Raw genomic sequence first — 20,174 nt, 5'->3', positions numbered from 1 at the left:
CCTTCGTCTCGAATATGTATAGACATAAATCCGAGCGAGGAGGCTTGTCCAGTGGCTGATCACTCTCAAACGGTCTGGTTCGCAAGCGCGTTGCTGGAGGGCGGCTGGGCGTCGAACGTGCGCCTGACGTTGAGCGACGGCGCTATCGTGCGCGTGGAGACTGATGTCGAGCGCGCCGCCGGCGAGGCCGCGCACGGACCTGCCCTGCCGGGCCTGCCGAACCTGCACAGCCACGCCTTTCAGCGCGGCATGGCGGGGCTGGCCGAGGTGCGCGGCCCTTCGGCTGACAGCTTCTGGACTTGGCGCGAAGTCATGTATCGGTTCACCGAGCGCCTACGACCGGATGACCTGCAGGCGATCGCCGCGCAGGCCTATGTCGAGATGCTGGAGGGCGGCTTCACGCGGGTAGGCGAGTTTCACTACCTCCACCACGACAGGGGCGGCGCGCGGTTCGCCAATCCCGCCGAGATGGCGGCCGCCATCGCCGCGGCTGCTGCTGAGACAGGTCTGGGGCTGACCCTGTTGCCAGTGTTCTATGCTCACGCTGGCTTTGGCGGCGCGCCGCCAACCGAGGGCCAGGCTCGGTTCATCAACGACCTGGACAGCTTCGCTCGCCTGCTGGAGGCGAGCCGTGCCGCCGTGGCGCCGCTCGCCGGCGCGTTGGTCGGTGTGGCGCCGCACAGTCTTCGCGCCGTGACGCCCGAGCAACTCACCGCGCTGGTCGGTCTGGCGGGCGACGCCCCGATGCACATCCACATCGCCGAACAGACCAAGGAGGTCGACGACTGCCTGGCATGGTCGGGCGCGCGGCCCGTCGAATGGCTGCTTGGGCATGCGCCAGTCAGCCAGAGCTGGTGCCTGGTGCACGCGACCCACATGACGCCTGCCGAGACACGGTCGTTGGCGGTCAGCGGGGCCATCGCCGGCCTCTGTCCGGTCACCGAGGCAAATCTCGGAGACGGCCTGTTTCCGGCTGTCGAGCTTGTGGAGGCGGGTGGGCGTTTCGGGGTCGGGTCGGATTCCAACGTGCTGATCGACGCCGCCGAAGAGCTGCGGTTGTTGGAGTATGGTCAGCGGCTGACGCGACGAACGCGCAACGTGCTGGCCCGGGACGCTGGAAGCTCGACGGGAGCCGACCTCTATCGTGCGGCCGCCGCTGGCGGGGCCCAGGCGCTGGGCCGCTCGGCGGCGGCGCTAGCCGTCGGCGCGCCGGCCGACATTGTCAGTCTCGATCCGGCGCATCCGGCGCTGGTCGCGCGCCAGGGCGATGCGATCCTCGACAGCTTGGTGTTTGCTGGTCGCAGAGACATGATTGACGGCGTCTGGCGGGCGGGCGCGAAGCTGGTCACTAATGGACGCCATCACCGGCGTGCCGAGATCGCCGCCCGCTACCGTCGCGCCCTGGAGTACGTGCTCGCGTGAACAAGCCCGCTCCCGTTGCAGAGGCCGAAGCGCCGACTGCGCTGCACCAGCGCATCCGCACCGACATAGAGGCGAAGATTCTTTCGGGCGAGTTGGGCCCCGGCGACCGCATCCCCTTCGAGCATGAACTCACTGAGCAGTACGGCTGCTCGCGCATGACGGTGAGCAAGGCGATATCCGCCTTGGCGGAGGCCGGGTTGATCGAGCGCCGACGGCGCGCCGGCTCCTTTGTCGCCCGGCCGCGGGTGCACTCGGCCGTGCTCGACATTCCCGACCTGCGCGCCGAGATCGAAGGCCGCGGCCAGGCCTATCGGTTCGAACTGAGCGTGTGTGTCCAGCGTGCCGCCGACGGGCCCGACGAAGCGGAGTTGGCGGGCGGACGGACGCTGCTAGCGCTGCGCGGCGTGCACTTCGCCGACGCCCGGCCGTTTTCCCTCGAAGACCGGCTGATCAGCCTACGTGCGGCTCCGGAAGCGGCCCGCATCGACTTCACGCAGATCTCGCCCGGCGCGTGGCTGCTGGAGCACATTCCCTGGACCGAGGCGGAAAACCGGATCTCGGCGCTTGCAGCCGATACCGAGGCCGCACGTCTGTTGGCCATTGCGCCGCGTACCGCCTGCCTGGCGGTGGAGCGCCGGACCTGGCGCGCTGGGGTCGGCGTGACGCGCGTGCGCCAGCTGTTCCCGGGCGAGGCCTACGATCTAGTCGCCCGTTTCGGGCCGTCGCGGGGCTAGGCTTGCCAAGCCGGCCAGCGCGGGCGAAGTCCACGGAGTGACGACGCTCCTCTGGTTTCGCAACGATCTGCGCCTGGCCGAAAACCCGGCGCTTGCCGCCGCTCTCGCGCGGGGCGGCTCGGTCGTGCCGGTGTTCATCCTGGACGACGAAGACGCAGGCCGCTGGCGAGCAGGCGGCGCCTCGCGCTGGTGGTTGCACCACTCTTTGTCGGCGCTCGCTGCTGAGCTTGAGCGGCGCGGCTCGCGCCTGATCCTGAGGCGCGGCGCTGCGGAACACGAAATCCAGCGTCTTGCGGCCGAGGTCGGCGCCGAAGCGGTGGTCTGGAACCGTCGCTATGAGCCCTGGGCCGTCGCGCGCGATGAGCGGCTCAAGGCTGTGCTGAAGGCGCGCGGCGTCGCCGTGCGCAGCTTCAATGCGGGCCTGCTGCGCGAGCCCTGGGAGGTGATGAACGGCAAGGGCGAGCCTTATCGAGTGTTCACGCCCTTCTGGCGAGCGTTGCTTGCTGGGTATGAGCTGCCGGCGCCCCTTCAGACCCCGAAGTACATCCGTGCGCCGCAGGTCTGGCCGGCTGGCGAGACGCTGGGCCACTGGAACCTTGCGCCGTCGCGTCCAGACTGGGCCGGCGGCCTGCGCGAGACGTGGATGCCCGGCGAGCTGGGCGCGCAGGAGCGCCTGGACGCCTTCACCGGCCGTGTCAGCCTGGAGTATGGCGAGGCCCGTAACCTGCCTGGGCGGGAAGGGACCTCGCGCCTGTCGCCGCACCTGCACTTCGGCGAGGTCGGCCCGCGCCAAGTCTGGCGCGCCCTGACAGCTGCCGCGTTCGCCGAGACCGGCGACCTCATGCCGTCGGGCGTGGAAACGTTCCTCTCCGAAATCGCCTGGCGTGAGTTCTCCCACCACCTGCTGTTTCACTCGCCGAGCCTGCCCGAGCAGCCGCTGCGGCCGGAGTTCGCCGCCTTTCGCTGGGCTGAGGACCCGGCCGGTCTGCAAGCGTGGCGCAGGGGCCTGACCGGCTACCCGATCGTCGACGCCGGGATGCGCCAGCTGTGGACCACGGGCTGGATGCACAACCGCGTGCGGATGATCGTGGCCTCGTTCCTGATCAAGGACCTGCTCGTCGACTGGCGCGAGGGGCAGGCCTGGTTCTGGGACACGTTGGTCGACGCCGATTTGGCCAACAACGCCGCCAGCTGGCAGTGGGTGGCCGGCTCCGGCGCTGACGCCTCGCCTTACTTCCGTATCTTCAATCCGGTCACCCAAGGGCAGAAGTTCGATCCCGACGGCGCCTATGTTCGCCGCTGGGTTCCTGAACTCGCCGCATTGCCGGACAGGCTGCTGCACGCACCGTGGACGGCGCGGCCAATCGAGCTTGCTGACGCCGGTGTCGACTATCCGGCGCCGATCGTCGACCACGCGAGGGCTCGCGAGCGGGCCCTCGAAGCCTACGCGGCGACGCGGGCCTAGCTGGACTAGAGGTCCAGCCCGCTCTCACGTCGCATCAGCGGGTTTCCCATCGGCTCGGCGACCCTGGTCAGGGTGTTGCGGTCGCGATGCTGGAAGAGCCCCTCTTGGCCACGCACCGCCAGCATGGTGTCGGACACATAGCTCCAGCTGTCATCGTCGTGGAAGGTGATCTCCAGCTGATAACTGTCGGTGCGGAACGCGTGCTCGAGGAACGCTGTCGAGCTGATGCCATGCTGGGTGTCGCCACGCGTCGCCTTGACGACGATCCCAGTGTCCGTCGCCGCGCCGCCTGCCAGCGCCGTCTGGCCTCGCGGGATCGCCAACGACTGCAGGATCAGCCCGGTCGCCGGTTCATAGAGCCAGTACCCCACCTGGTCGTGGAACGTGGTCTCTTCGCCCACCGCAATGACGCGGACGTGGTAGCGCAAGCCATAGAACAGCTGCGGACCGTTGGCCTGCGGATCGATCGGCCGCATGACGATGCGCTCGACGTATTCCCGCTGTTCGGGGCCGTCGGCCTTGGGGTTCACGTCGACGCCTTTGCGGCCTTCCCATACCCCGGCCAGCCGCCGCAGCGGTCCCAGGTTCGCCAGGCCGTCCGGATCCACGTCCTCCGGCTCGGTGAAGATATCGTCGGGGAACGGGTTCACGGGCGCCTCCTCGCGTCTGTGTTGCACTCTTGCCAATGCCAAGCCGCCCCCGCGACGGTCAAGCTCGGCCGCATTGGTGCGGCCCTGAAGAGCTGGCATAAGGCGGATATCGGAAGCGGGGTTGGAGAGCGGTTCATGGGCGAGTTCACGCGGGATGGTGGCTGCCGCTGCGGCCAGGTGCGGTTTCGGATCTCCGCGCCGCCGTTGATCACCATGGCCTGCCATTGCACCGGCTGTCAGAAGATGACCGCCAGCGCCTTCTCGCTCAGCGTGCTGACGCCGGCCGCAGGCTTTGCCGTCACGGAGGGCGAGCCGGTGATCGGCGGTCTGCACGGTGCAACCCGGCATTTCTTCTGCCCGCACTGCAAAAGCTGGATGTTCACTCGCCCTGACGGAGCCGAGCATCTGGTCAATGTCCGCACGACGCTGCTGGACGATCCGAGCGGTCTTGATCCCTACATGGAGACCATGACCGCCGAGAAATTGCCCTGGGCGGTCACTCCGGCCGTGGAGAGCTTTGAGGGCTTCCCGCCAGTAGAGGTCTACGCTCCGATGATGAAGGCCTTCGCCGCGGGCCGCGCCGGCGGCTGACCGCTACTTTGTTCCGATCACCATCGAGTCCGGTCCGGCCAAAGGCTGGACCACGGCCTCTCTGAACCCGGCTTCCTTCATCCAGCCGATGCAGTCGGCGCCGGTGTAGTCGAAGCCGCCGTTGGTCTCGATCAGCATGTTCAGGCTCATCAGCAGCCCAAAGGCGTTCTGTCGCCGCGCGTCGTCGATGATGGCGTCGTAGACGATCAGCCGGCCGCCGTCGGGCAAGGCGGCGTAAGCCTTGGCGAGAAGTTCGCGCTTCTGGGCCAGGTTCCAGTCATGGAGGATGTGACCCATGATGATGACGTCAGCCGAGGGCAGGGAGCCTGCGAAGAAGTCGCCGGCTGCGAAACGCACCCGGTCCGCCAGCCCCTTCTCCTTCACATAGGCGTCGAACACCGGCTGCACGACGGCCAGGTCGAAGCCGGTCGCGGCCAGGTGCGGGTGCGCCAGGGCGATAGTGGCCGTTGCTCCGCCCTGGGCGCAGCCGACGTCGACCAACGACTTGACCTCGTTCCACGGAAACAGCGCCGCCATCGCCTGCGCCGCCGGCAGGCTGACGCCGGTCATGCCGCGCAGGAAGCTCTCCAGGATCACCGGATCGGCGTAGATGACGCCGAACAGGTCCTCGCCCCCGTCCTTGGCCTCGTTCTGCGGCAGGCCGGTCCGCAGCGCCTCGGTCAGTCCGTCCCAGAACCGGTAGAGGCGTTTGTTGGCCATCTCCAAGATGCCGCCGACATAAGTCGGTTTGTTGCGATCGAGGAAGAGCGCGGTCTCGGGCGTATTGGCGTAGACGCTGCCGTCGCGCGCCAGGACGCCCAGCGCCACCAAGGCGTCGAAGAAGTCGCGCGCCGACCTTGGGTGCAGCGATAATCGTGAGGTCAGCGCCTCCAGGCCCAATGGCCCATTTCCCAGCTCAGTGAATACGCCCAGCTCTACGGCGCTGAGCAGCGTCTTGGAGCCCCAGAAGCCCCAACCTAGCTGCATGATCGCCTCGGGCGTGATCGGGCGCGCATCGTCCATGTCCAGCCTCCCTGGCCAGCCCCGCGCCCGGGCGGACGGTCCGCCTCGCAGGGCGGGTCGTCAAGGGCGGGCCATCGAGCGTGTTCAGCGGATCGGCGCCGTGATCCAGAATGTGAGATGACCAACACGCCGCCAGCGAGTTACTATTCTACCAGGCGTGGCGTCCTGATTGCCTTGATGGAGTGACGACATGCGCGCAATTCTGATCGCGACGTCTGCGGCTCTGTTGCTCGCCGCGCCGGCCGGAGCGGAGTCGCCCAAGTGCACGACGACGATCGACGGTGGCTGGCGTTGCAAGGAGATCGACGGTCATGTCACCGAGCGCCGCCCTGACGGCGAGGGGGGTGCGCGGACGACCTCCACCGATCCGAAGCGGTGGGGCACGTCCGATGGCCACGGCCGCGGCATCACGCCCCCCGACAGTATGATCCGCAACTCCCCGATGCTGCGCCGCGAGGCCTGGGGCCGCGTCACCGATCCGTGGGAGCCGCGCAAGGCGCCCGTTCAATCGGAAGGCGGCTGGCGCGCGCCCAAGGTTCCCACGCCCTAGACGGCGACTAGGGCGTCCAGCCGGGCAGGGCGGCGGCCTGGCGAATCCAGTCGCTCATTTGCACCTCGCCCAACTCGTCGCCTTCATAGATGTCGATCCAGCGCGCTTGGCCGCTCTTCGCCGTCCCGCCCGGCGGGATCGGCGTCAGCGACAGCCCGTCAAAGAAGGTGACCTTCACGTACTTGGTCAGGACGTGGAAGGACACGAACCAGCCGCCAGTCTGTGATCCATAGAATGGCGAGTTCCAGCGCACGCCCTTGCGCGCCGTCGGCACGCTCCGCATGACCAGGTCGTCGAGCCGGCGGCCGAGATCGCGCTTCCAGCCAGGCATCGCAGCGATATAGGCCTGCACCGGGCCGTCGCCGTCGCCCTTGGGGATTTGCGGGTTGCCGCCCGAGAGCAGCTTTGGCGGATTAGGCGAGGTCACGTGCATCGCCCAGGTCGCCGCCCCGCGCCGCCCGCCATTTGGCGACATAGGGCAGCAGGAAAAGGTAGAGTCCAGTCGGCAGCAGGAGGGCCAGCGGCGCCAGCGCCAGGAGGCCGATCCAGGTCGCCGACGATTGCTGCAGCATGGCGACGACGTTCAGCACGACGGCGGCCGTAAAGGCGAGCGACACCCAGCGGTGGACCGCGCGGATCCATTTGTTCCAGTTCATGGACATCTCCATTCGGCGTCAATCGGCTCGGGCCAGCACGTCTTCCAGCGCCGCGAAGAACCGCGGCCAGCCGGCGCTCGCGCCACGGAAGGCCATTTCCTGCTCAGGCCCGAAGCCCGACTGTTCCATGCGCAGCCGCGTGCCGGCCGCGGTCGGCGTGAGTGTCCAGGTGACAACGCTTTCCAGGCCCATGCCCGTCCAGGTGTAGGAAAGCGAGGTCGGGGGTTCGACGGCTAGGACCTCGCAGTTCACCGCGCCCCATTCGGCGCTGAAGCTGAAGCCGTGTCCGACCGCCGGCCTGAAATCGTTCTTCATCAGCCACTCGGCGATCAGGTGCGGTTGGGTCAGTGCGCGCCAGATCCTTTCGGGCGCGAAGGGGATCTCGCGTTCGACGACGACGGTACGGGTTTCGGTCGTGGTAGCGCTCACTGGTCCATCCTCCTGAGCAGGTCTTCGAGTTGATCGAACCGGCTTTCCCAGAAATCGTTCATCTCCCGGGTCCAGTCGATCAGCGGGGCCAGAGCTCCGATCTGGGCGCGATAGTGCGTCTGCCGGCCCTCGGGACGGTCGCGAACCAGCCCGGCCAGCTTCAGGGCCGCCAGGTGCTTGGAGACCGCCGGCTGCGACACCCCCGCCTGCGCTGTCAGCGCTCCGACCGTTTGCTCCCCGTCGCGGCACAGCCGTTCGAAGATCGCACGGCGGGTAGGGTCGGCAAGCGTTCTGAAGATGAGGTCCTGGGCGTCTTGCATCCGGATTAATAACTCAATGGCTATGAATTTATCTATAGCCAATGGGTTATGGGTTCGTCAACCGCTTGCGATCGACGTTATCGAAAGGTGGTCTGCAGCCAATCGACCACAGCCGCCTGCAAGGCGATGCGGTGGTCGTTGTAGCTATGGTCGGTCGGAAACCGGACGCGCTCTGGTTTGGGGCCGCCGGCCGCCTCAATGGCGTCGGCGACGGCTTGGTCTGCGGGCTCGTTGCCATCGTCCGAGCTGATGATCAGCGCCGGCCGTCCGGCCATCTCCGCGGCGTTGGCGCGCCAATCCCAGGCCTGGGCGTTGGCCTGCACCTCGTCGACCAGGGCCGCGGGGCTGGCGTTGGTGAAGCGCGCATCGTCCGTCAGGCCCATGATCGCATCGGCCATGCCGGTTGGGGTGTCGAGCCCGGTCGCCAGCCCGCCCAGGTCCGCGGCCGAAATGACCACGAAGCCCGCCACAGGCTCGTCGCCCAGCATCACGGTGTCGAACCCGCCCATGCTGTGGCCCAGCACCACCAGTCGGCTGGCGTCGACCTTGTCGCTGTTGGATGGGTGGCGCAGCCAGGTCAGGGCGGCGCGGGCGTCTTCGATCGTATTGCCGAAGCTGAACTGGCCGGGCGCGCCCCACACTCCGCGATAGTGGATCGCCATGACGTTCCAGCCCGCGCGCTGGATCGACCGCGCTAGGTCGAGGTTCAGTTCGGTGCCTGGAAATCCATGCAGCAGCAGCACGGTCGGGTGCGGTCCTTCGCCCGCAGCAATGAACCACCGTGCGGGCACGTCGACGCCGGCCGTGTGATAGCGGGTCTGCAGCAGGTGGGCTGGGAAGTCCTTGTCGGGTACCGGATCGGCGATCACCGCCCGCGGCGGAGGGGCCTGCGCGGCGCTGATCGAGGCGGGCGCCAACAGCGCGATCGTCAGCAGCAGGTTCTTCATTCGCAATTCCCCCGGCGGCTAGAGACTAAGCGCGTCAACGGGTGGTTGTCATCGGCCTCAGATCGGCATGGCGGTGGTGTACTTCACCTGGCTGAGCGCGAAGTGGGAGGCGGCGGTCGCGACATTCGGATGGTTTAGGATGACGCCCATCAGGAACCGCTCGTAGCCCGCCACGTCGGAGACGACTACGCGCATCAGATAGTCCCATTCGCCGGACATTGAGTGGCATTCCATGATCTCCGGACGCGTGCGGAGGAAGGATTCGAACTCCTGACGCTGCGCTGTCGCGTGGGACTTCATGCGCAACTGGCACATCACGTTCACGCCGCGGCCGACCCGTTCGGGGTCGACCAGCCGAACCGCATCGCGCAGCACGCCGGCCGCCTCCAGCGCCTTGATCCTGCGCCAGCACGAGGCAGGCGACGCGCCGACCTGCTCGGCCAACACGGCGTGACTCTGCGCGGCGTCGGCCTGCAGGGCGCGAAGCAGTTTCCGGTCGATCTCGTCGAGTTGATGCGTCTCTTTCATGACATGGCCCATTGGTGAAACGTCTCGTCAGAAGATCGCCAAAACGCCGCGAGATTGAAAGCCGTTCATCGCGGCCTGCGCGTAACTTTCTTCTCAGTTGAGGAGGAAGCTGCATGACCGACGTGATCGCTCCCACGCGTTCGCTTTTCGCCGGGTTGAAGGCCCAGGCGCCCGATCCGCTGCTCTCCCTCATCGCGCTCTACAAGAACGATCCGCGCGCGCAGAAGCTGGACCTCGGGGTCGGCGTTTATCGCGACGCGGCCGGCGACACGCCGGTGTTCGGCGCCATGAAGGCGGCCGAGCAGGTGCTGCTCGAGACGCAGCCCACCAAGGCCTATCTCGGCCCGGAAGGCGACTTCGGCTTTCTGGAAGCCATCGCTCCGGTGGTGTTCGGCGACGGCTCGGCGGGCGAGGGGCTGTTCGCGGTCCAAACCCCGGGCGGCACCGGCGCTCTGCGACTAGCGGCCGAACTGGCCAACGCCGGCACGCCCGGCGCGCGCATCTGGATGGGCACGCCTTCCTGGCCGATCCACGCGCCGATCTTCCGCCAGGCGGGGATGGCGGTGGAGACCTTCCGCTACTTTGATGCGGCGACCCAGCGCATCTGCTTCGACGAGATGATGGCCGCTCTGGCCAAGGTCGAGGCCGGCGATCTCGTGCTGCTGCATGGCGCCTGCCACAACCCGACCGGTGCGGACCTGTCACTGGAACAGTGGGCGCAGGTCGCGGCGCTGCTCAGCGCGCGCGGCGCGGTCCCGCTCATCGACCTGGCTTATCAGGGCCTGGGCGCCGGCCTCGACGAGGACGCCGCCGGCATGCGGCTGGTGATGGCGAGCGCCGACGCCGCCATCGTCGCCTATTCCTGTGACAAGAATTTCGGCCTCTACCGCGAGCGCACCGGCGCCCTGTTCGTCCGCGCCCGCGGCCATGAGGACGTGGTCCGCTCCAACATCCTGCAACTGGCGCGCTGCGCCTGGTCGATGCCGCCGGATCACGGCGCCGCCGCCGTCCGCGTGATCCTGCAAGACGCGGCCATGACCGCCCAGTGGCGCGCCGAACTGGACGCCATGCGCACGCGTTTGATCCAGGTGCGCGCTGCGCTGGCCGAGGCAGATCCGCGCCTGGAGCCGCTGCGCGACCAGCACGGCCTCTTCGCCCTGCTGCCGCTGAGCCCGGCCCAGGTCGAGTCCATGCGCCGCGATCACGCCGTCTACATGGCCGGTTCCGGCCGCATCAACATCGCCGGCCTCACGGCCGACACCGTCCAGCCATTCGTGCAGGCGCTCGACGCCTGCCTTAAGGGAGCCGCCTGATATGACCGTGACCCCGGAAAACCCCATCGGCCTCGACGGCTTCGAGTTCGTCGAATTCACCAGCCCCGATCCGGCCAAGATGGCCGCGCTGATCGAGCAGCTCGGCTTCACCGCCTATTCGAAGCACCCGACCAAGGCGATCGTCCGCTACAAGCAGGGCCGCACCAACCTGCTGGTCAACCAGGAGCCCGCCGGCCAGTCCGCCGACTTCCGCGCCGCCCACGGCCCGTCGGCCAACGGCATGGCGTTCCGCGTCGCCGACGCCAAGGCCGCCTATGAGCTGGCCGTCTCGCGCGGCGCCAAACCGGCCGACGCCTCGGCCTCGGCGCTCTCGGACGCCTACGTGCTGGAAGGGATCGGCGGCTCGCTGCTCTATCTGGTCGACCGTTTTGGCGACAAGGGCACGATCTACGACGCTTGGGAGCAAATTCCCGGCGCGGCCGAAGCCGAGGCCAAGAACGCCGTCGGCCTCGACCTGCTCGACCACCTGACCCACAACGTCAAGCGGGGCCAGATGCGCACCTGGTCGAGCTTCTACAATCAGATTTTCGGCTTCGAAGAGCAGAAGTACTTCGACATCAAGGGCCAGGCGACCGGCCTGTTCAGCCAGGCGATGATCGCGCCCGACAAGGCCATCCGCATCCCGCTGAACGAAAGCCAGGACGACAAATCCCAGATCGAAGAGTTCATCCGCGAGTACAATGGCGAGGGCATTCAGCACCTGGCCTTCACCACCGACAACATCTTCGAGACGGTCGAAGCTCTGCGCGCCCGCGGCGTGAACCTTCAGGACACCATCGAGACCTACTACGAACTGGTGAACAAGCGCGTCCCCGGCCACGGCGAGGACCTCGAGCGCCTGCGCAAGAACCGCATCCTCATCGACGGCAATGTCGGCGACGAAGGCATCCTGCTGCAGATCTTCACCGAGAACCTGTTCGGCCCGATCTTCTTCGAGATCATCCAGCGCAAGGGCAATGAGGGCTTCGGCAATGGCAACTTCCAGGCGCTGTTCGAGTCCATCGAGCTCGACCAGATCCGCCGCGGCGTCATCAAGGTCGACGCGGCCTAGGCAAGCCAAGCGGTGTCATCCCGGTTTCGGCCGCAGGCCGAAGATCGGGACCGCTTCGCTTCAGCTGGGATGACACCTAGGGTTTGAGGGGGAAACCGGCCGTGGAGAAAACCATGCCGCTGAACTACATGTCCGGCTTCGGGGGAAGCTTCGAAACCGAAGCTGTCGCCGGCGCTCTGCCCGTCGGGCAGAACTCGCCGCAGAAGACGCCGTTCGGCCTGTTCGCCGAGCAGTTGTCGGGCAGCGCCTTCACCGCGCCGCGCCACGAGAACAAGCGCTCATGGCTCTACCGCCTGCGCCCCACCGCCAGCCATCCGCCGTTCGCGCCCTATGTCGGCGGCAAGCTGCTGCGCTCTGGCCCGTTCGACGAGACCCCGCCCAGCCCCAACCGCCTGCGCTGGGACCCGCTGCCGATCCCGAGCGCGCCGACCGACTTCGTTGACGGACTGGTCACCTACGCCGGCAACGGCGACGTCGGGACCTCGGCCGGCATCGCCATCCACCTCTACGCGGCCAACCGCTCGATGCAGGGCAAGGTGTTCCACGACGCCGACGGCGAGCTGCTGATCGTGCCGCAGGACGGCGAGTTGTTGATCGCCACGGAACTCGGCCGCCTGGAACTGAAGCCGGGCGAGATCGCGCTGATCCCGCGCGGCGTGCGCTTCCGGGTCGAGCTGACCGGTCCCTCCGCGCGTGGCTACGTCTGCGAGAACTACGGCGCGTCGTTCCGCTTGCCTGAACTTGGCCCCATCGGAGCCAACGGCCTGGCCAACGCTCGCGACTTTCTCCACCCGACAGCCTGGTTTGAAGATCGCGACGAACCCACGGAAGTCGTTCAGAAATTCCAGGGCGCGCTGTGGACGACCACGCTCGATCACAGCCCCCTCGACGTCGTCGCCTGGCACGGCACGCTCGCGCCTTGCAAGTACGACCTGGACCGCTTCAACACCATCAACACCGTCAGCTACGACCACCCCGACCCGTCGATCTTCACGGTGCTGACCTCGCCGTCCGAGATCGCCGGCACCGCCAACTGCGACTTCGTGATCTTCCCGCCGCGCTGGATGGTGGCCGAGCACACGTTCCGCCCGCCGTGGTTCCACCGCAACGTGATGAGCGAGTTCATGGGCCTGATCCACGGCGCCTATGACGCCAAGGCTGGCGGCTTCGCCCCCGGCGGGGCCTCCCTGCACAACTGCATGAGCGGCCATGGCCCCGACCGCGAGAGCTACGAGAAGGCGGTAGCCTCCAATCTCGCGCCGCACAAGATCGAGAACACCATGGCCTTCATGTTCGAGAGCCGCTGGGTGATCCGGCCCACGAAGTTCGCCGTCGAAACCCCGCTTCATCAGCTCGACTACGACGACTGCTGGACCGGCTTCGCCAAGGCCCAAGTTCCCTCTTCCTGAGTTAAGCGGCACATGATCGACGAGACCCACGACCCGGCGCGTTCCAGCTGGGTCGCCAGCGCCAATGGCCATGCCGACTTCCCGATCCAGAACTTGCCGCTGGGCGTCTTCTCGCCCAATGGCGGCGCGCCGCGTGGCGGCGTCGCCATCGGCGACCTGATCCTCGACCTGTCGCTGGCGGCGCGCTCGGCCCTGCTGAGCGGCGAGGCCAAGGCCGCCGCCGAGGCCGGCGCCGGCGCCACGCTCAATCCATTGCTGGGCCTTGCGCCCTCGGCCCGTCGCGCCCTGCGCCGGCGCTTGTCTGAGCTGCTGGCCAAGGGTGCGCCTGACCGCGCCGAGGTCGAGACCTGGCTCTATCCGGCGTCGGCCTGCACCCTGTATCTGCCCGCCGCCGTCGGCGACTACACCGACTTCTACGCGGGCATTCACCACGCCCTGAACGTCGGCCGGCAGTTCCGCCCCGACAACCCGCTGCTGCCCAACTACAAGCACGTCCCGATCGGCTACCACGGCCGGGCCTCGTCGATCCGCGTCTCGGGCGCGCAGGTCCGCCGTCCCAGCGGCCAGAAGAAGGCCCCCGACGCCGAGGCGCCGACCTTCGGTCCCTCCGCCCGCCTCGACCTGGAGCTGGAGCTCGGCGTCTGGATCGGCCAGGGCAACGCGCTCGGCGAGCCGATCCCGATCGGTCAGGCGTCCGCGCACATCGCCGGCCTCTGCCTGCTCAACGACTGGTCGGCTCGTGACCTCCAGGCTTGGGAATACCAGCCGCTCGGTCCTTTCCTGGCCAAGAACTTCATGACCACGATCTCGCCGTGGATCGTCACCAGCGAGGCTCTGGCCCCGTTCCGCATCGCCCAGCCGGCGCGGCCCGAGGGCGACCCGGCGCCAATGGCCTATCTGAGCGACGACGCCGACCAGGCGTCGGGCGCCTACGCACTGGACCTCGAAGTCTTCCTGTCGACCGCGCAGATGCGCGCGCAGGGGCTTGCCCCCGTCCGCATCTCGGCCAGCGCCGCGCGCCACCTCTACTGGACGGCCGCCCAGATGGTGACCCACCACACCGTCGGCGGTTGCGACCTCAATTCCGGCGATCTGCTCGGCACCGGCACCATCTCGACGCCCGACGACAGCGGCCTTGGCAGCCTGCTGGAGCTGACCCGCGGCGGCGCCCAGCCGATCACCCTGCCGGGCGGCGAGACCCGCGCCTTCCTACAGGACGGCGACGAACTCGCGATCGCCGGCCATGCTCGCGCCGACGGCTATGTCGCCATCGGCTTTGGCCCCTGCACCGGAACGGTTGCAGGGTGAGCGAGGAGGCGCCCCAACTGCCGGCGCGTCTGTTCTCCACGCCGGCCGGGGTGAAGCTCGGCCCGCTGGAGCTCATCGCCGACGGCGCGGCGCGCAATTTCGTGCTGCAGATCGGCGAGGGCTTCTTCCACGGCTTCGTGGTTCGCCGCGGCGAAGAGGTGAGGGGCTATGTCGATCGCTGCCCCCACGCCGGTCTGCCGCTGGCCCAGAAGCTCGACGACTACCTGACGCCGGCCGGCGACCTAATCGCCTGCTCCTGGCATGGGGCGCTATTCGACATCGACACCGGCGATTGCGTCGGCGGGCCGTGCGCCGGGGCGGCCTTGCGCACGTGGCCGGTGGTGCTGGTCGACGGCTGGATTCTCACCGCCTAAGCCTTCGCGCAGCAATTCTGAGGGTGCTCCGTAGTCTCCCAGGCTGGACCACGCCGCATCCGGCGGGCTAGGTCGCATGCAACGAGACGTAGAGGACGCCCGCATGACCCAGAACTTCGAGACCCGCGCCATTCACGCCGGCGCTGCGCCCGACCCGACGACCAAGGCCAGGATCACCCCGATCTACCAGACGACGGCCTTCGTCTTCGACGACGCCGATCATGCGGCCAATCTCTTCAATCTCGAAGCGCCGGGGAACATCTACACTCGCCTGGGCAACCCCACGACCGGCGTGCTGGAAGCGCGCCTCGCCGACCTGGAAGGCGGCGTCGCGGCCCTGGCCGTCGGCAGCGGCCACGCCGCCCAGTTCCTGGCTTTCCATTCGCTGATGGAGCCCGGCTGCAACATCGTCGCGTCGCGCAAGCTGTACGGCGGCTCGATCAACCAGCTCGGCCAGTCCTTCAAGCGGATGGGCTGGGAGACCACCTTCATCGACAGCGACAACCCGGCCGACTACGCGGCGGCCATCAACGACAAGACCCGCGCCGTCTTCGTCGAGTCGATCGCCAACCCGGGCGGCGTGATCACCGACATCGCCGCCATCGCCAAAGTCGCCCATGACGCCGGCGTGCCGCTGGTCGTCGACAACACCCTGGCCACGCCCTACCTCTGCCGGCCGTTCGAGCACGGCGCGGACATCATCGTCCACTCGCTGACCAAGTTCCTCGGCGGCCACGGCAATTCGATGGGCGGCGCGATCATCGACTCCGGCCGCTTCGACTGGGCGGCCAGCGACAAGTTCGGCTACCTCTCGCAGCCCAACCCCAGCTACCATGGCAAGGTGTTCACCGAGGCGTTCGGTCCGGCCGCCTTCATCGTCGCCTGCCGCGCGCTCGGCCTGCGTGACCTTGGCCCGTCGATCTCGCCGTTTAACGCCTTCATGATCCTGACTGGCATCGAAACCCTGCCGCTGCGCATGCAGCGCCATGCCGACAACGCCCTGGCGGTCGCCAAGTGGCTGGAAGCCAACGACAAGGTGGCGTGGGTCTCCTATGCCGGCCTCGACGGCAATCCGTACAATGCGCTGGCTAAACGCTATACGCCGAACGGCGCCGGCTCGGTGTTCTCGTTCGGGCTCAAGGGCGGCTATCAGGCCGGCATCAAGCTGGTCGGCGGCGTGAAGCTGTTCTCGCACCTGGCCAACCTCGGCGACACGCGCAGCCTGATCATCCATCCGGCCTCGACCACCCATCGCCAGCTGGACGAGAAGAACCAGGTCGCCGCCGGCGCCGGCCCGGACGTCATCCGTCTGTCGGTCGGCATCGAGAACGTCGCCGACCTGATCGCCGACCTCGAACAGGCCTTCGCCGGCCTCTGACCTGGTCCCCGGCGCGCGCGACGCAGGGTTGCGCGCGCCCAGCGCTCCGAGCCAAAATGGGGCGGGGGCTTCAGACCAGTAGGATGCTTATGACCCGTACGCTTGCCGCCGCCCTCGTTCTCAGCCTCGCCGCCGCGCCGCTCGCCGCCTGCGGCAGCACCGCGACAACCCAGGTCGACACCGCCACGACCGGCCAGCAGCTGATCGACCTGAAAGCCGCCTACGATCAGGGCGTGATCAGCAAGTCCGAGTACGAGCGCAAGCGGAAGGACATCCTGCGGAAGTAGACTGTCTTCTTGGAGAGGCGAGGGGGATGCTCCCCTTGCCCCCTGCGCCAATCCCCGCTACCCAGCAGGCAATAGCATCAAGAGTTTGAGCCGACGCTCAAACGCCAACCTGCTCCCGAGCAAGGTGGCGCCTCCGCAAGGAGGGATGTGGCCGGTCCGGCAACCAAACGGGACGAAGCCTCAGCGTCATTCAGCCTCCAGATGCGCAAACCGCATTTTCGAGGGGCGCATGTCCAACATCCAGCAGTTCGCCAGCGACAACTACGCCGGCATTTGTCCGCAGGCCTGGGCGGCCATGGACGCCGCCAATCGCGGCCACGCGCCGGCCTATGGCGAGGATCCGTGGACCCAGGCCGCGGCCGACGCCTTTCGCGCCCTGTTCGCCACCGATTGCGAGGTGTTCTTCGCCTTCAACGGCACGGCGGCCAATTCCATGGCCCTGGCCGCGCTCTGCCAGTCCTATCACAGCGTCATCTGCGCCGAGACGGCCCACGTCGAGACCGACGAATGCGGCGCGCCGGAGTTCTTCTCCAACGGCTCCAAGCTGCTGGTCGCGCCCAGTCCCGACGGCAAACTGACGCCGGCCGCCATTCGCGAGATCGCCGGCAAGCGCAGCGACATCCACTATCCCAAGCCGCGGGTGGTCACGATCACCCAACCGACCGAGACCGGACAGGTCTATTCGCCAGGTGAAGTGGCCGCGATCTCGGCGGTCTGCCGCGAACTGGGCCTGCGCCTGCACATGGACGGCGCGCGGTTCGCCAACGCCTGTGCGCACCTGGGTTGCGATCCGGCCGACATCACCTGGAAGGTCGGCGTCGACGTGCTCTGTTTCGGCGGCACCAAGAACGGCATGGCGGTGGGGGAAGCGATCCTGTTCTTCGACCACGCCCTGGCCGAGGACTTCGACTATCGCTGCAAGCAGGCCGGGCAGCTGGCCTCGAAGATGCGGTTCCTGGCCGCGCCGTGGATCGGCATGCTGGAAGGCGGCGCCTGGCTGTCCAACGCCGCGCACGCCAATGCTTGTGCGCAGCGACTGGCTGATCGGATCGCCGGCCTGCCGGGCGCGTCGCTGATGTTCCCGGTCCAGGCCAACGCCGTCTTCGTGGCCGCGCCCGAGGACCGATTGGAGGCCCTGCGCGCCAAGGGCTGGCGCTTCTACACCTTCATCGGCGGCGGAGCCCGGTTCATGTTCTCTTGGGACGCCGACATGGGCCGGGTCGACGCCCTGGCCGCCGATATGGAGGCGGTGTTCAGCGCGTAGGCCAGCTTCAGTCTGCCGGACGAAGTCGCAGCGGACCGCGTTCGGCAGTCGAAGGAGGTGGCCGGTCGAGTGCGTACAGCCGATAGGTCGGAGTGGCCGGGCCTATCGGAGAGAGCGTCCAGCCGTGGTCACGCAGGTTGCTGGCGATCTTGCCCCAAAAGAGAGGGGTGTCGTGCAAGATGATCACATGGCTGGGCCGTGCGTTTCGGGCGATGGCGTCGATGGCTTCGCCGCGCTGGTCGCCACGCGAGGGTTCAGTCAGCCGCAGATGCGCCTGCATGCTGGGCGGCGTCTTCAGCCCGACGAGATCGATCAAGCGCCGGTTCGTCGCGTAGGCGGGGACGCCGGCGTCATGCACCAGAATACGGGCGTCGGCCGGCAGGTTGGCTTGAGCCCAGCGCGCCAGGCCAAGGTGTTGGCGGGTTACTTCCTGGCCGTCGCCATAGGCTGCCACCGCGCGCGTCGTCGAAACGACCGCTGCGGCCAGGCAGATGACCAGTGCGATGGTCAGCAGGCGCCTATTGTCGGTCTGGCAGAGCGCCCAGATGCAGACCGGCAGCAGCACGTACACATAGCGGTAGTGGTTGTGGAAGAGGCCGCCCGGCAAGGTCGCCGCGAACGCGAAGAAGAAGGCGAGCGCGAAGCCCCAGCAGGCGAGGGTCAGCGCGCTGCGCGGCGCCATCGCCAGCGCCGGCAGCAGCGCGCCGAGACCAAGCGCCATGGCCAGGGACGCGACGGCGAGCTTTCGGGGCGTCGAAAGTCCTGACTCGGCGAAGAAGGCCCGCTTGGCGGCCCCGGTCGCGGGCGACAATGCTCCGGTTTCGGCCAGCATCCAGGCTATCCAGGGGGCCGCAGCGGCGGCGCTGAGCGCCAGATCGAGGGCGAAGGCCGTAGGCCAGCGCGAGTGGCCGCTTTTCCACCTGCGCACCCCCTGGTGCGCCAGCAGCAAGCCTGACAGCGCCGCCAGTTCGGGACGCAGAAATGGCAACAGGCCGCAGAGGATCGGCAGCGCCGGCCCGAGGCGCGGTCGTCCGGCCAGCGCCAGCGCCCACACGACGCCGGCCATGGCCCAGGATGTCTCCAGGCCGTTGAACAGGTGGAAGGCGCTATAGCCGCTGCCCGCGGCGATGATCAGCACCGCCGCCTTGCGCCAGGGCCCCAGCCCACGCTGGTCGGCCAGCGCGGCGGCGCCGAGCAAGTAGACGATGGCGCCCAGAGTATTCACGGCCAGCGCCGCCAAGGCCGGCTGCGGGGTGGCCAGCAGCGCGGCTGCGGTCAGCGCCAGATGAATCGGACTGGTCGCGCCGATCAGTGGCGACACGCCATAGTTCTCGTCCTGGCCGCTCAGCAGCGCGCGGGCGTTGTGCAGCGTGATGTAAGCGTCATCGAGCGGGAACACCGCGCCGTTCGCCGCGATCACGACGGCTGCAGCAAGCGCGACCGCGATGACCGCGGCCAGCGTCGATTGCCGTACGAGAATCGCTCGTATGTGTTGCATCGAGCCGATTCATACATGTGATGCGTGTGTCTGCGCGAGGGGCTAGTCCAGCACGCGCCCTTCGCGCCAATAGCCCATCAGGTTGAGCGAAGCCTTGTCGACCTTGCGCTCGGTGATCAGCAGGCGGCGGATGGCGAGCACGGCGGCCGCCTCGCCAGCGACCCAGCCATAGAAGCCGGCGTCCCCCGCGGCCGAAACGTCCCACAAGATCCCCTCGTCGACGTCAACCTCGGCTAGCGCGGGGGCGGCGCGAGCCGCGCTGGGCACGACGGCGCGCTGGGCGGCGGCGATCATCAGGGCGCCAGGGGCGCCGAGATTGCGCGCCATCCACTCGGCTGCGAGGCCCGGCCACGTGGCCAACGGGATCTCGTCGTCCTGGTCGGGGACTTCGATGAACAGCTGCGTTTCCGGCGGCGCGGGCAGGGCGGCCAACTCCTCGAGGATGCCGGCGACCGCCGGCAGGGCGGTTTCGTCGGCGATCAGCAGCAGGCGCTGCAGGCCTCGCGGCGGCTTCCACTCATAGCCGCCGCCGTCGCCTTCGAAGGCGGCGTTGGGGGCCATGAGCTGCAGGCGCTCGCCCGGCTGGGCCCGCGTCGCCCAGGTCGAGGCCGGGCCGGTCTCGCCGTGCAGCACGAAGTCGACGTCGACCTCGCCGGCGGCCGCGCGCAGGGCGCGGATCGTATAGGTGCGCATCGGCGGACGGGTTTCGACGTCCTGCTTCTTGTAGCGGGCGTACCAGTCCGGGGTGATGGCCATGGCCGGGGGGCGGCCCTGGGGGTCCGGGAAGAAGATCTTGATGCGCTGGTCAGGCGCCAGGGTCGCCATTTGGCCGACTTCCGGACCCTCGAAGGTGAAGCGCCAGAGATGCGCCGACAGCGGCGTCTTGTCCTTCAGCGCGACGTCGAACAACCGGTAGGGCGAGGCAGGCGGGGAGGCATGCTGCGGCATGCGCTCAC

At 68.0% G+C, this 20,174-nt stretch carries 23 protein-coding genes and 1 riboswitch; of the genes, 13 read left to right on the top strand and 10 right to left on the bottom strand.

The window, feature by feature from the left end; all coding sequences use genetic code 11:
- Positions 1–51: 51 nt before the first annotated feature.
- The 3 genes from C0481_RS19030 to C0481_RS19020 are packed head-to-tail and all read left to right on the top strand — an operon-like array spanning position 52 to position 3,621.
- A complete protein-coding gene (locus C0481_RS19030) occupies positions 52–1,422 on the top strand; it encodes a formimidoylglutamate deiminase (protein ID WP_293406763.1) in 1,371 nt (456 codons plus the stop codon).
- Positions 1,419–2,156: a histidine utilization repressor gene (gene hutC / locus C0481_RS19025; protein ID WP_293406761.1), complete on the top strand. Its 738-nt coding sequence runs from the start codon at positions 1,419–1,421 to the stop codon at positions 2,154–2,156. The genes C0481_RS19030 and hutC overlap by 4 nt, the downstream gene beginning before the upstream one ends.
- 37 nt (positions 2,157–2,193) lie before the next feature.
- Positions 2,194–3,621, top strand: a complete 1,428-nt coding sequence (locus C0481_RS19020) for a deoxyribodipyrimidine photo-lyase (RefSeq protein ID WP_293406759.1) — start codon at positions 2,194–2,196, stop codon at positions 3,619–3,621.
- A gap of 5 nt (positions 3,622–3,626) precedes the next feature.
- On the opposite strand, the gene C0481_RS19015 is transcribed toward C0481_RS19020, so the two are convergent.
- Positions 3,627–4,271, bottom strand: a complete 645-nt coding sequence (locus C0481_RS19015; RefSeq protein WP_293406757.1) for a heme-binding beta-barrel domain-containing protein — start codon at positions 4,269–4,271, stop codon at positions 3,627–3,629.
- Positions 4,272–4,406: 135 nt separating this feature from the next.
- On the opposite strand from C0481_RS19015, the gene C0481_RS19010 reads away from it, so the two are divergent.
- A complete protein-coding gene (locus C0481_RS19010) occupies positions 4,407–4,862 on the top strand; it encodes a GFA family protein (RefSeq protein ID WP_293406755.1) in 456 nt (151 codons plus the stop codon).
- 3 nt (positions 4,863–4,865) lie between these two features.
- Here the strand turns inward: C0481_RS19010 and C0481_RS19005 are convergent, their stop codons facing one another.
- On the bottom strand, positions 4,866–5,885 hold the full coding sequence (locus C0481_RS19005; protein ID WP_293406753.1) for a methyltransferase: 1,020 nt from the start codon (positions 5,883–5,885) through the stop codon (positions 4,866–4,868).
- Positions 5,886–6,075: 190 nt separating this feature from the next.
- Between C0481_RS19005 and C0481_RS19000 the strand changes: the two genes are divergently transcribed.
- A complete protein-coding gene (locus C0481_RS19000; protein WP_293406751.1) occupies positions 6,076–6,435 on the top strand; it encodes a hypothetical protein in 360 nt (119 codons plus the stop codon).
- 7 nt (positions 6,436–6,442) lie between these two features.
- Here C0481_RS19000 and C0481_RS18995 read toward each other — a convergent pair whose 3' ends face one another.
- The 6 genes from C0481_RS18995 to C0481_RS18970 all read right to left on the bottom strand — a co-directional run bounded on the left by C0481_RS18995 (position 6,443) and on the right by C0481_RS18970 (position 9,315).
- Positions 6,443–6,862 (bottom strand): DUF1801 domain-containing protein, encoded by a 420-nt coding sequence (locus C0481_RS18995; protein WP_293406750.1) that lies wholly within the window; start codon positions 6,860–6,862, stop codon positions 6,443–6,445.
- Positions 6,849–7,091 (bottom strand): hypothetical protein, encoded by a 243-nt coding sequence (locus C0481_RS18990; protein WP_293406749.1) that lies wholly within the window; start codon positions 7,089–7,091, stop codon positions 6,849–6,851. The genes C0481_RS18995 and C0481_RS18990 overlap by 14 nt, the downstream gene beginning before the upstream one ends.
- 18 nt (positions 7,092–7,109) lie before the next feature.
- Positions 7,110–7,520, bottom strand: coding sequence for an SRPBCC domain-containing protein (locus tag C0481_RS18985; protein ID WP_293406748.1), 411 nt, complete (start codon positions 7,518–7,520; stop codon positions 7,110–7,112).
- Entirely contained in the window at positions 7,517–7,840 is a 324-nt protein-coding gene (locus C0481_RS18980; protein WP_293406747.1) for a metalloregulator ArsR/SmtB family transcription factor, read from the bottom strand. Before C0481_RS18980 ends, C0481_RS18985 begins: the two co-directional genes overlap by 4 nt.
- Before the next feature lie 77 nt (positions 7,841–7,917).
- Positions 7,918–8,787, bottom strand: coding sequence for an alpha/beta fold hydrolase (locus tag C0481_RS18975; protein ID WP_293406746.1), 870 nt, complete (start codon positions 8,785–8,787; stop codon positions 7,918–7,920).
- Positions 8,788–8,844: 57 nt separating this feature from the next.
- Entirely contained in the window at positions 8,845–9,315 is a 471-nt protein-coding gene (locus C0481_RS18970; RefSeq protein ID WP_293406745.1) for an Lrp/AsnC family transcriptional regulator, read from the bottom strand.
- A gap of 113 nt (positions 9,316–9,428) precedes the next feature.
- Between C0481_RS18970 and C0481_RS18965 the strand changes: the two genes are divergently transcribed.
- The 8 genes from C0481_RS18965 (at position 9,429) to C0481_RS18930 (ending at position 17,720) form a co-directional block, all read left to right on the top strand.
- Positions 9,429–10,628, top strand: a complete 1,200-nt coding sequence (locus C0481_RS18965; RefSeq protein ID WP_293406744.1) for an amino acid aminotransferase — start codon at positions 9,429–9,431, stop codon at positions 10,626–10,628.
- A 1-nt stretch (position 10,629) separates the two neighbouring features.
- Positions 10,630–11,700 (top strand): 4-hydroxyphenylpyruvate dioxygenase, encoded by a 1,071-nt coding sequence (hppD, locus tag C0481_RS18960; RefSeq protein ID WP_293406743.1) that lies wholly within the window; start codon positions 10,630–10,632, stop codon positions 11,698–11,700.
- A gap of 113 nt (positions 11,701–11,813) precedes the next feature.
- The gene (gene hmgA / locus C0481_RS18955; RefSeq protein ID WP_293406742.1) at positions 11,814–13,109 is read left to right on the top strand and encodes a homogentisate 1,2-dioxygenase; all 1,296 of its coding nucleotides are present in this window, start codon (positions 11,814–11,816) and stop codon (positions 13,107–13,109) included.
- Between the two features lie 12 nt (positions 13,110–13,121).
- Positions 13,122–14,417, top strand: a complete 1,296-nt coding sequence (fahA, locus tag C0481_RS18950; RefSeq protein WP_293406741.1) for a fumarylacetoacetase — start codon at positions 13,122–13,124, stop codon at positions 14,415–14,417.
- Complete coding sequence (locus C0481_RS18945; RefSeq protein WP_293406740.1) at positions 14,414–14,791, top strand: Rieske (2Fe-2S) protein; 378 nt, start codon at positions 14,414–14,416, stop codon at positions 14,789–14,791. The genes fahA and C0481_RS18945 overlap by 4 nt, the downstream gene beginning before the upstream one ends.
- 76 nt (positions 14,792–14,867) lie before the next feature.
- Positions 14,868–16,169, top strand: a complete 1,302-nt coding sequence (locus C0481_RS18940) for an O-acetylhomoserine aminocarboxypropyltransferase (protein ID WP_293406738.1) — start codon at positions 14,868–14,870, stop codon at positions 16,167–16,169.
- Positions 16,170–16,258: 89 nt separating this feature from the next.
- Positions 16,259–16,456, top strand: coding sequence for an SHOCT domain-containing protein (locus C0481_RS18935; RefSeq protein WP_293406736.1), 198 nt, complete (start codon positions 16,259–16,261; stop codon positions 16,454–16,456).
- A gap of 69 nt (positions 16,457–16,525) precedes the next feature.
- Positions 16,526–16,633: riboswitch (SAM-I-IV-variant riboswitch) on the top strand.
- A 52-nt stretch (positions 16,634–16,685) separates the two neighbouring features.
- Positions 16,686–17,720 carry a low specificity L-threonine aldolase gene (locus tag C0481_RS18930; RefSeq protein WP_293406734.1) on the top strand — a complete coding sequence of 345 codons (1,035 nt, stop codon included), beginning with the start codon at positions 16,686–16,688 and terminating at the stop codon, positions 17,718–17,720.
- A 7-nt stretch (positions 17,721–17,727) separates the two neighbouring features.
- On the opposite strand, the gene C0481_RS18925 is transcribed toward C0481_RS18930, so the two are convergent.
- Positions 17,728–19,218: a hypothetical protein gene (locus C0481_RS18925; protein WP_293406732.1), complete on the bottom strand. Its 1,491-nt coding sequence runs from the start codon at positions 19,216–19,218 to the stop codon at positions 17,728–17,730.
- A gap of 42 nt (positions 19,219–19,260) precedes the next feature.
- Entirely contained in the window at positions 19,261–20,166 is a 906-nt protein-coding gene (locus C0481_RS18920; RefSeq protein WP_293406730.1) for a siderophore-interacting protein, read from the bottom strand.
- Between the last annotated feature and the right edge of the window lie 8 nt (positions 20,167–20,174).

The organism is Phenylobacterium sp. (assembly GCF_013822795.1).
Taxonomy (GTDB): domain Bacteria; phylum Pseudomonadota; class Alphaproteobacteria; order Caulobacterales; family Caulobacteraceae; genus Phenylobacterium.
The sequence above is the reverse complement of the archived record's forward strand: the minus strand, read 5'-3'. Positions and strand labels throughout refer to the sequence as shown.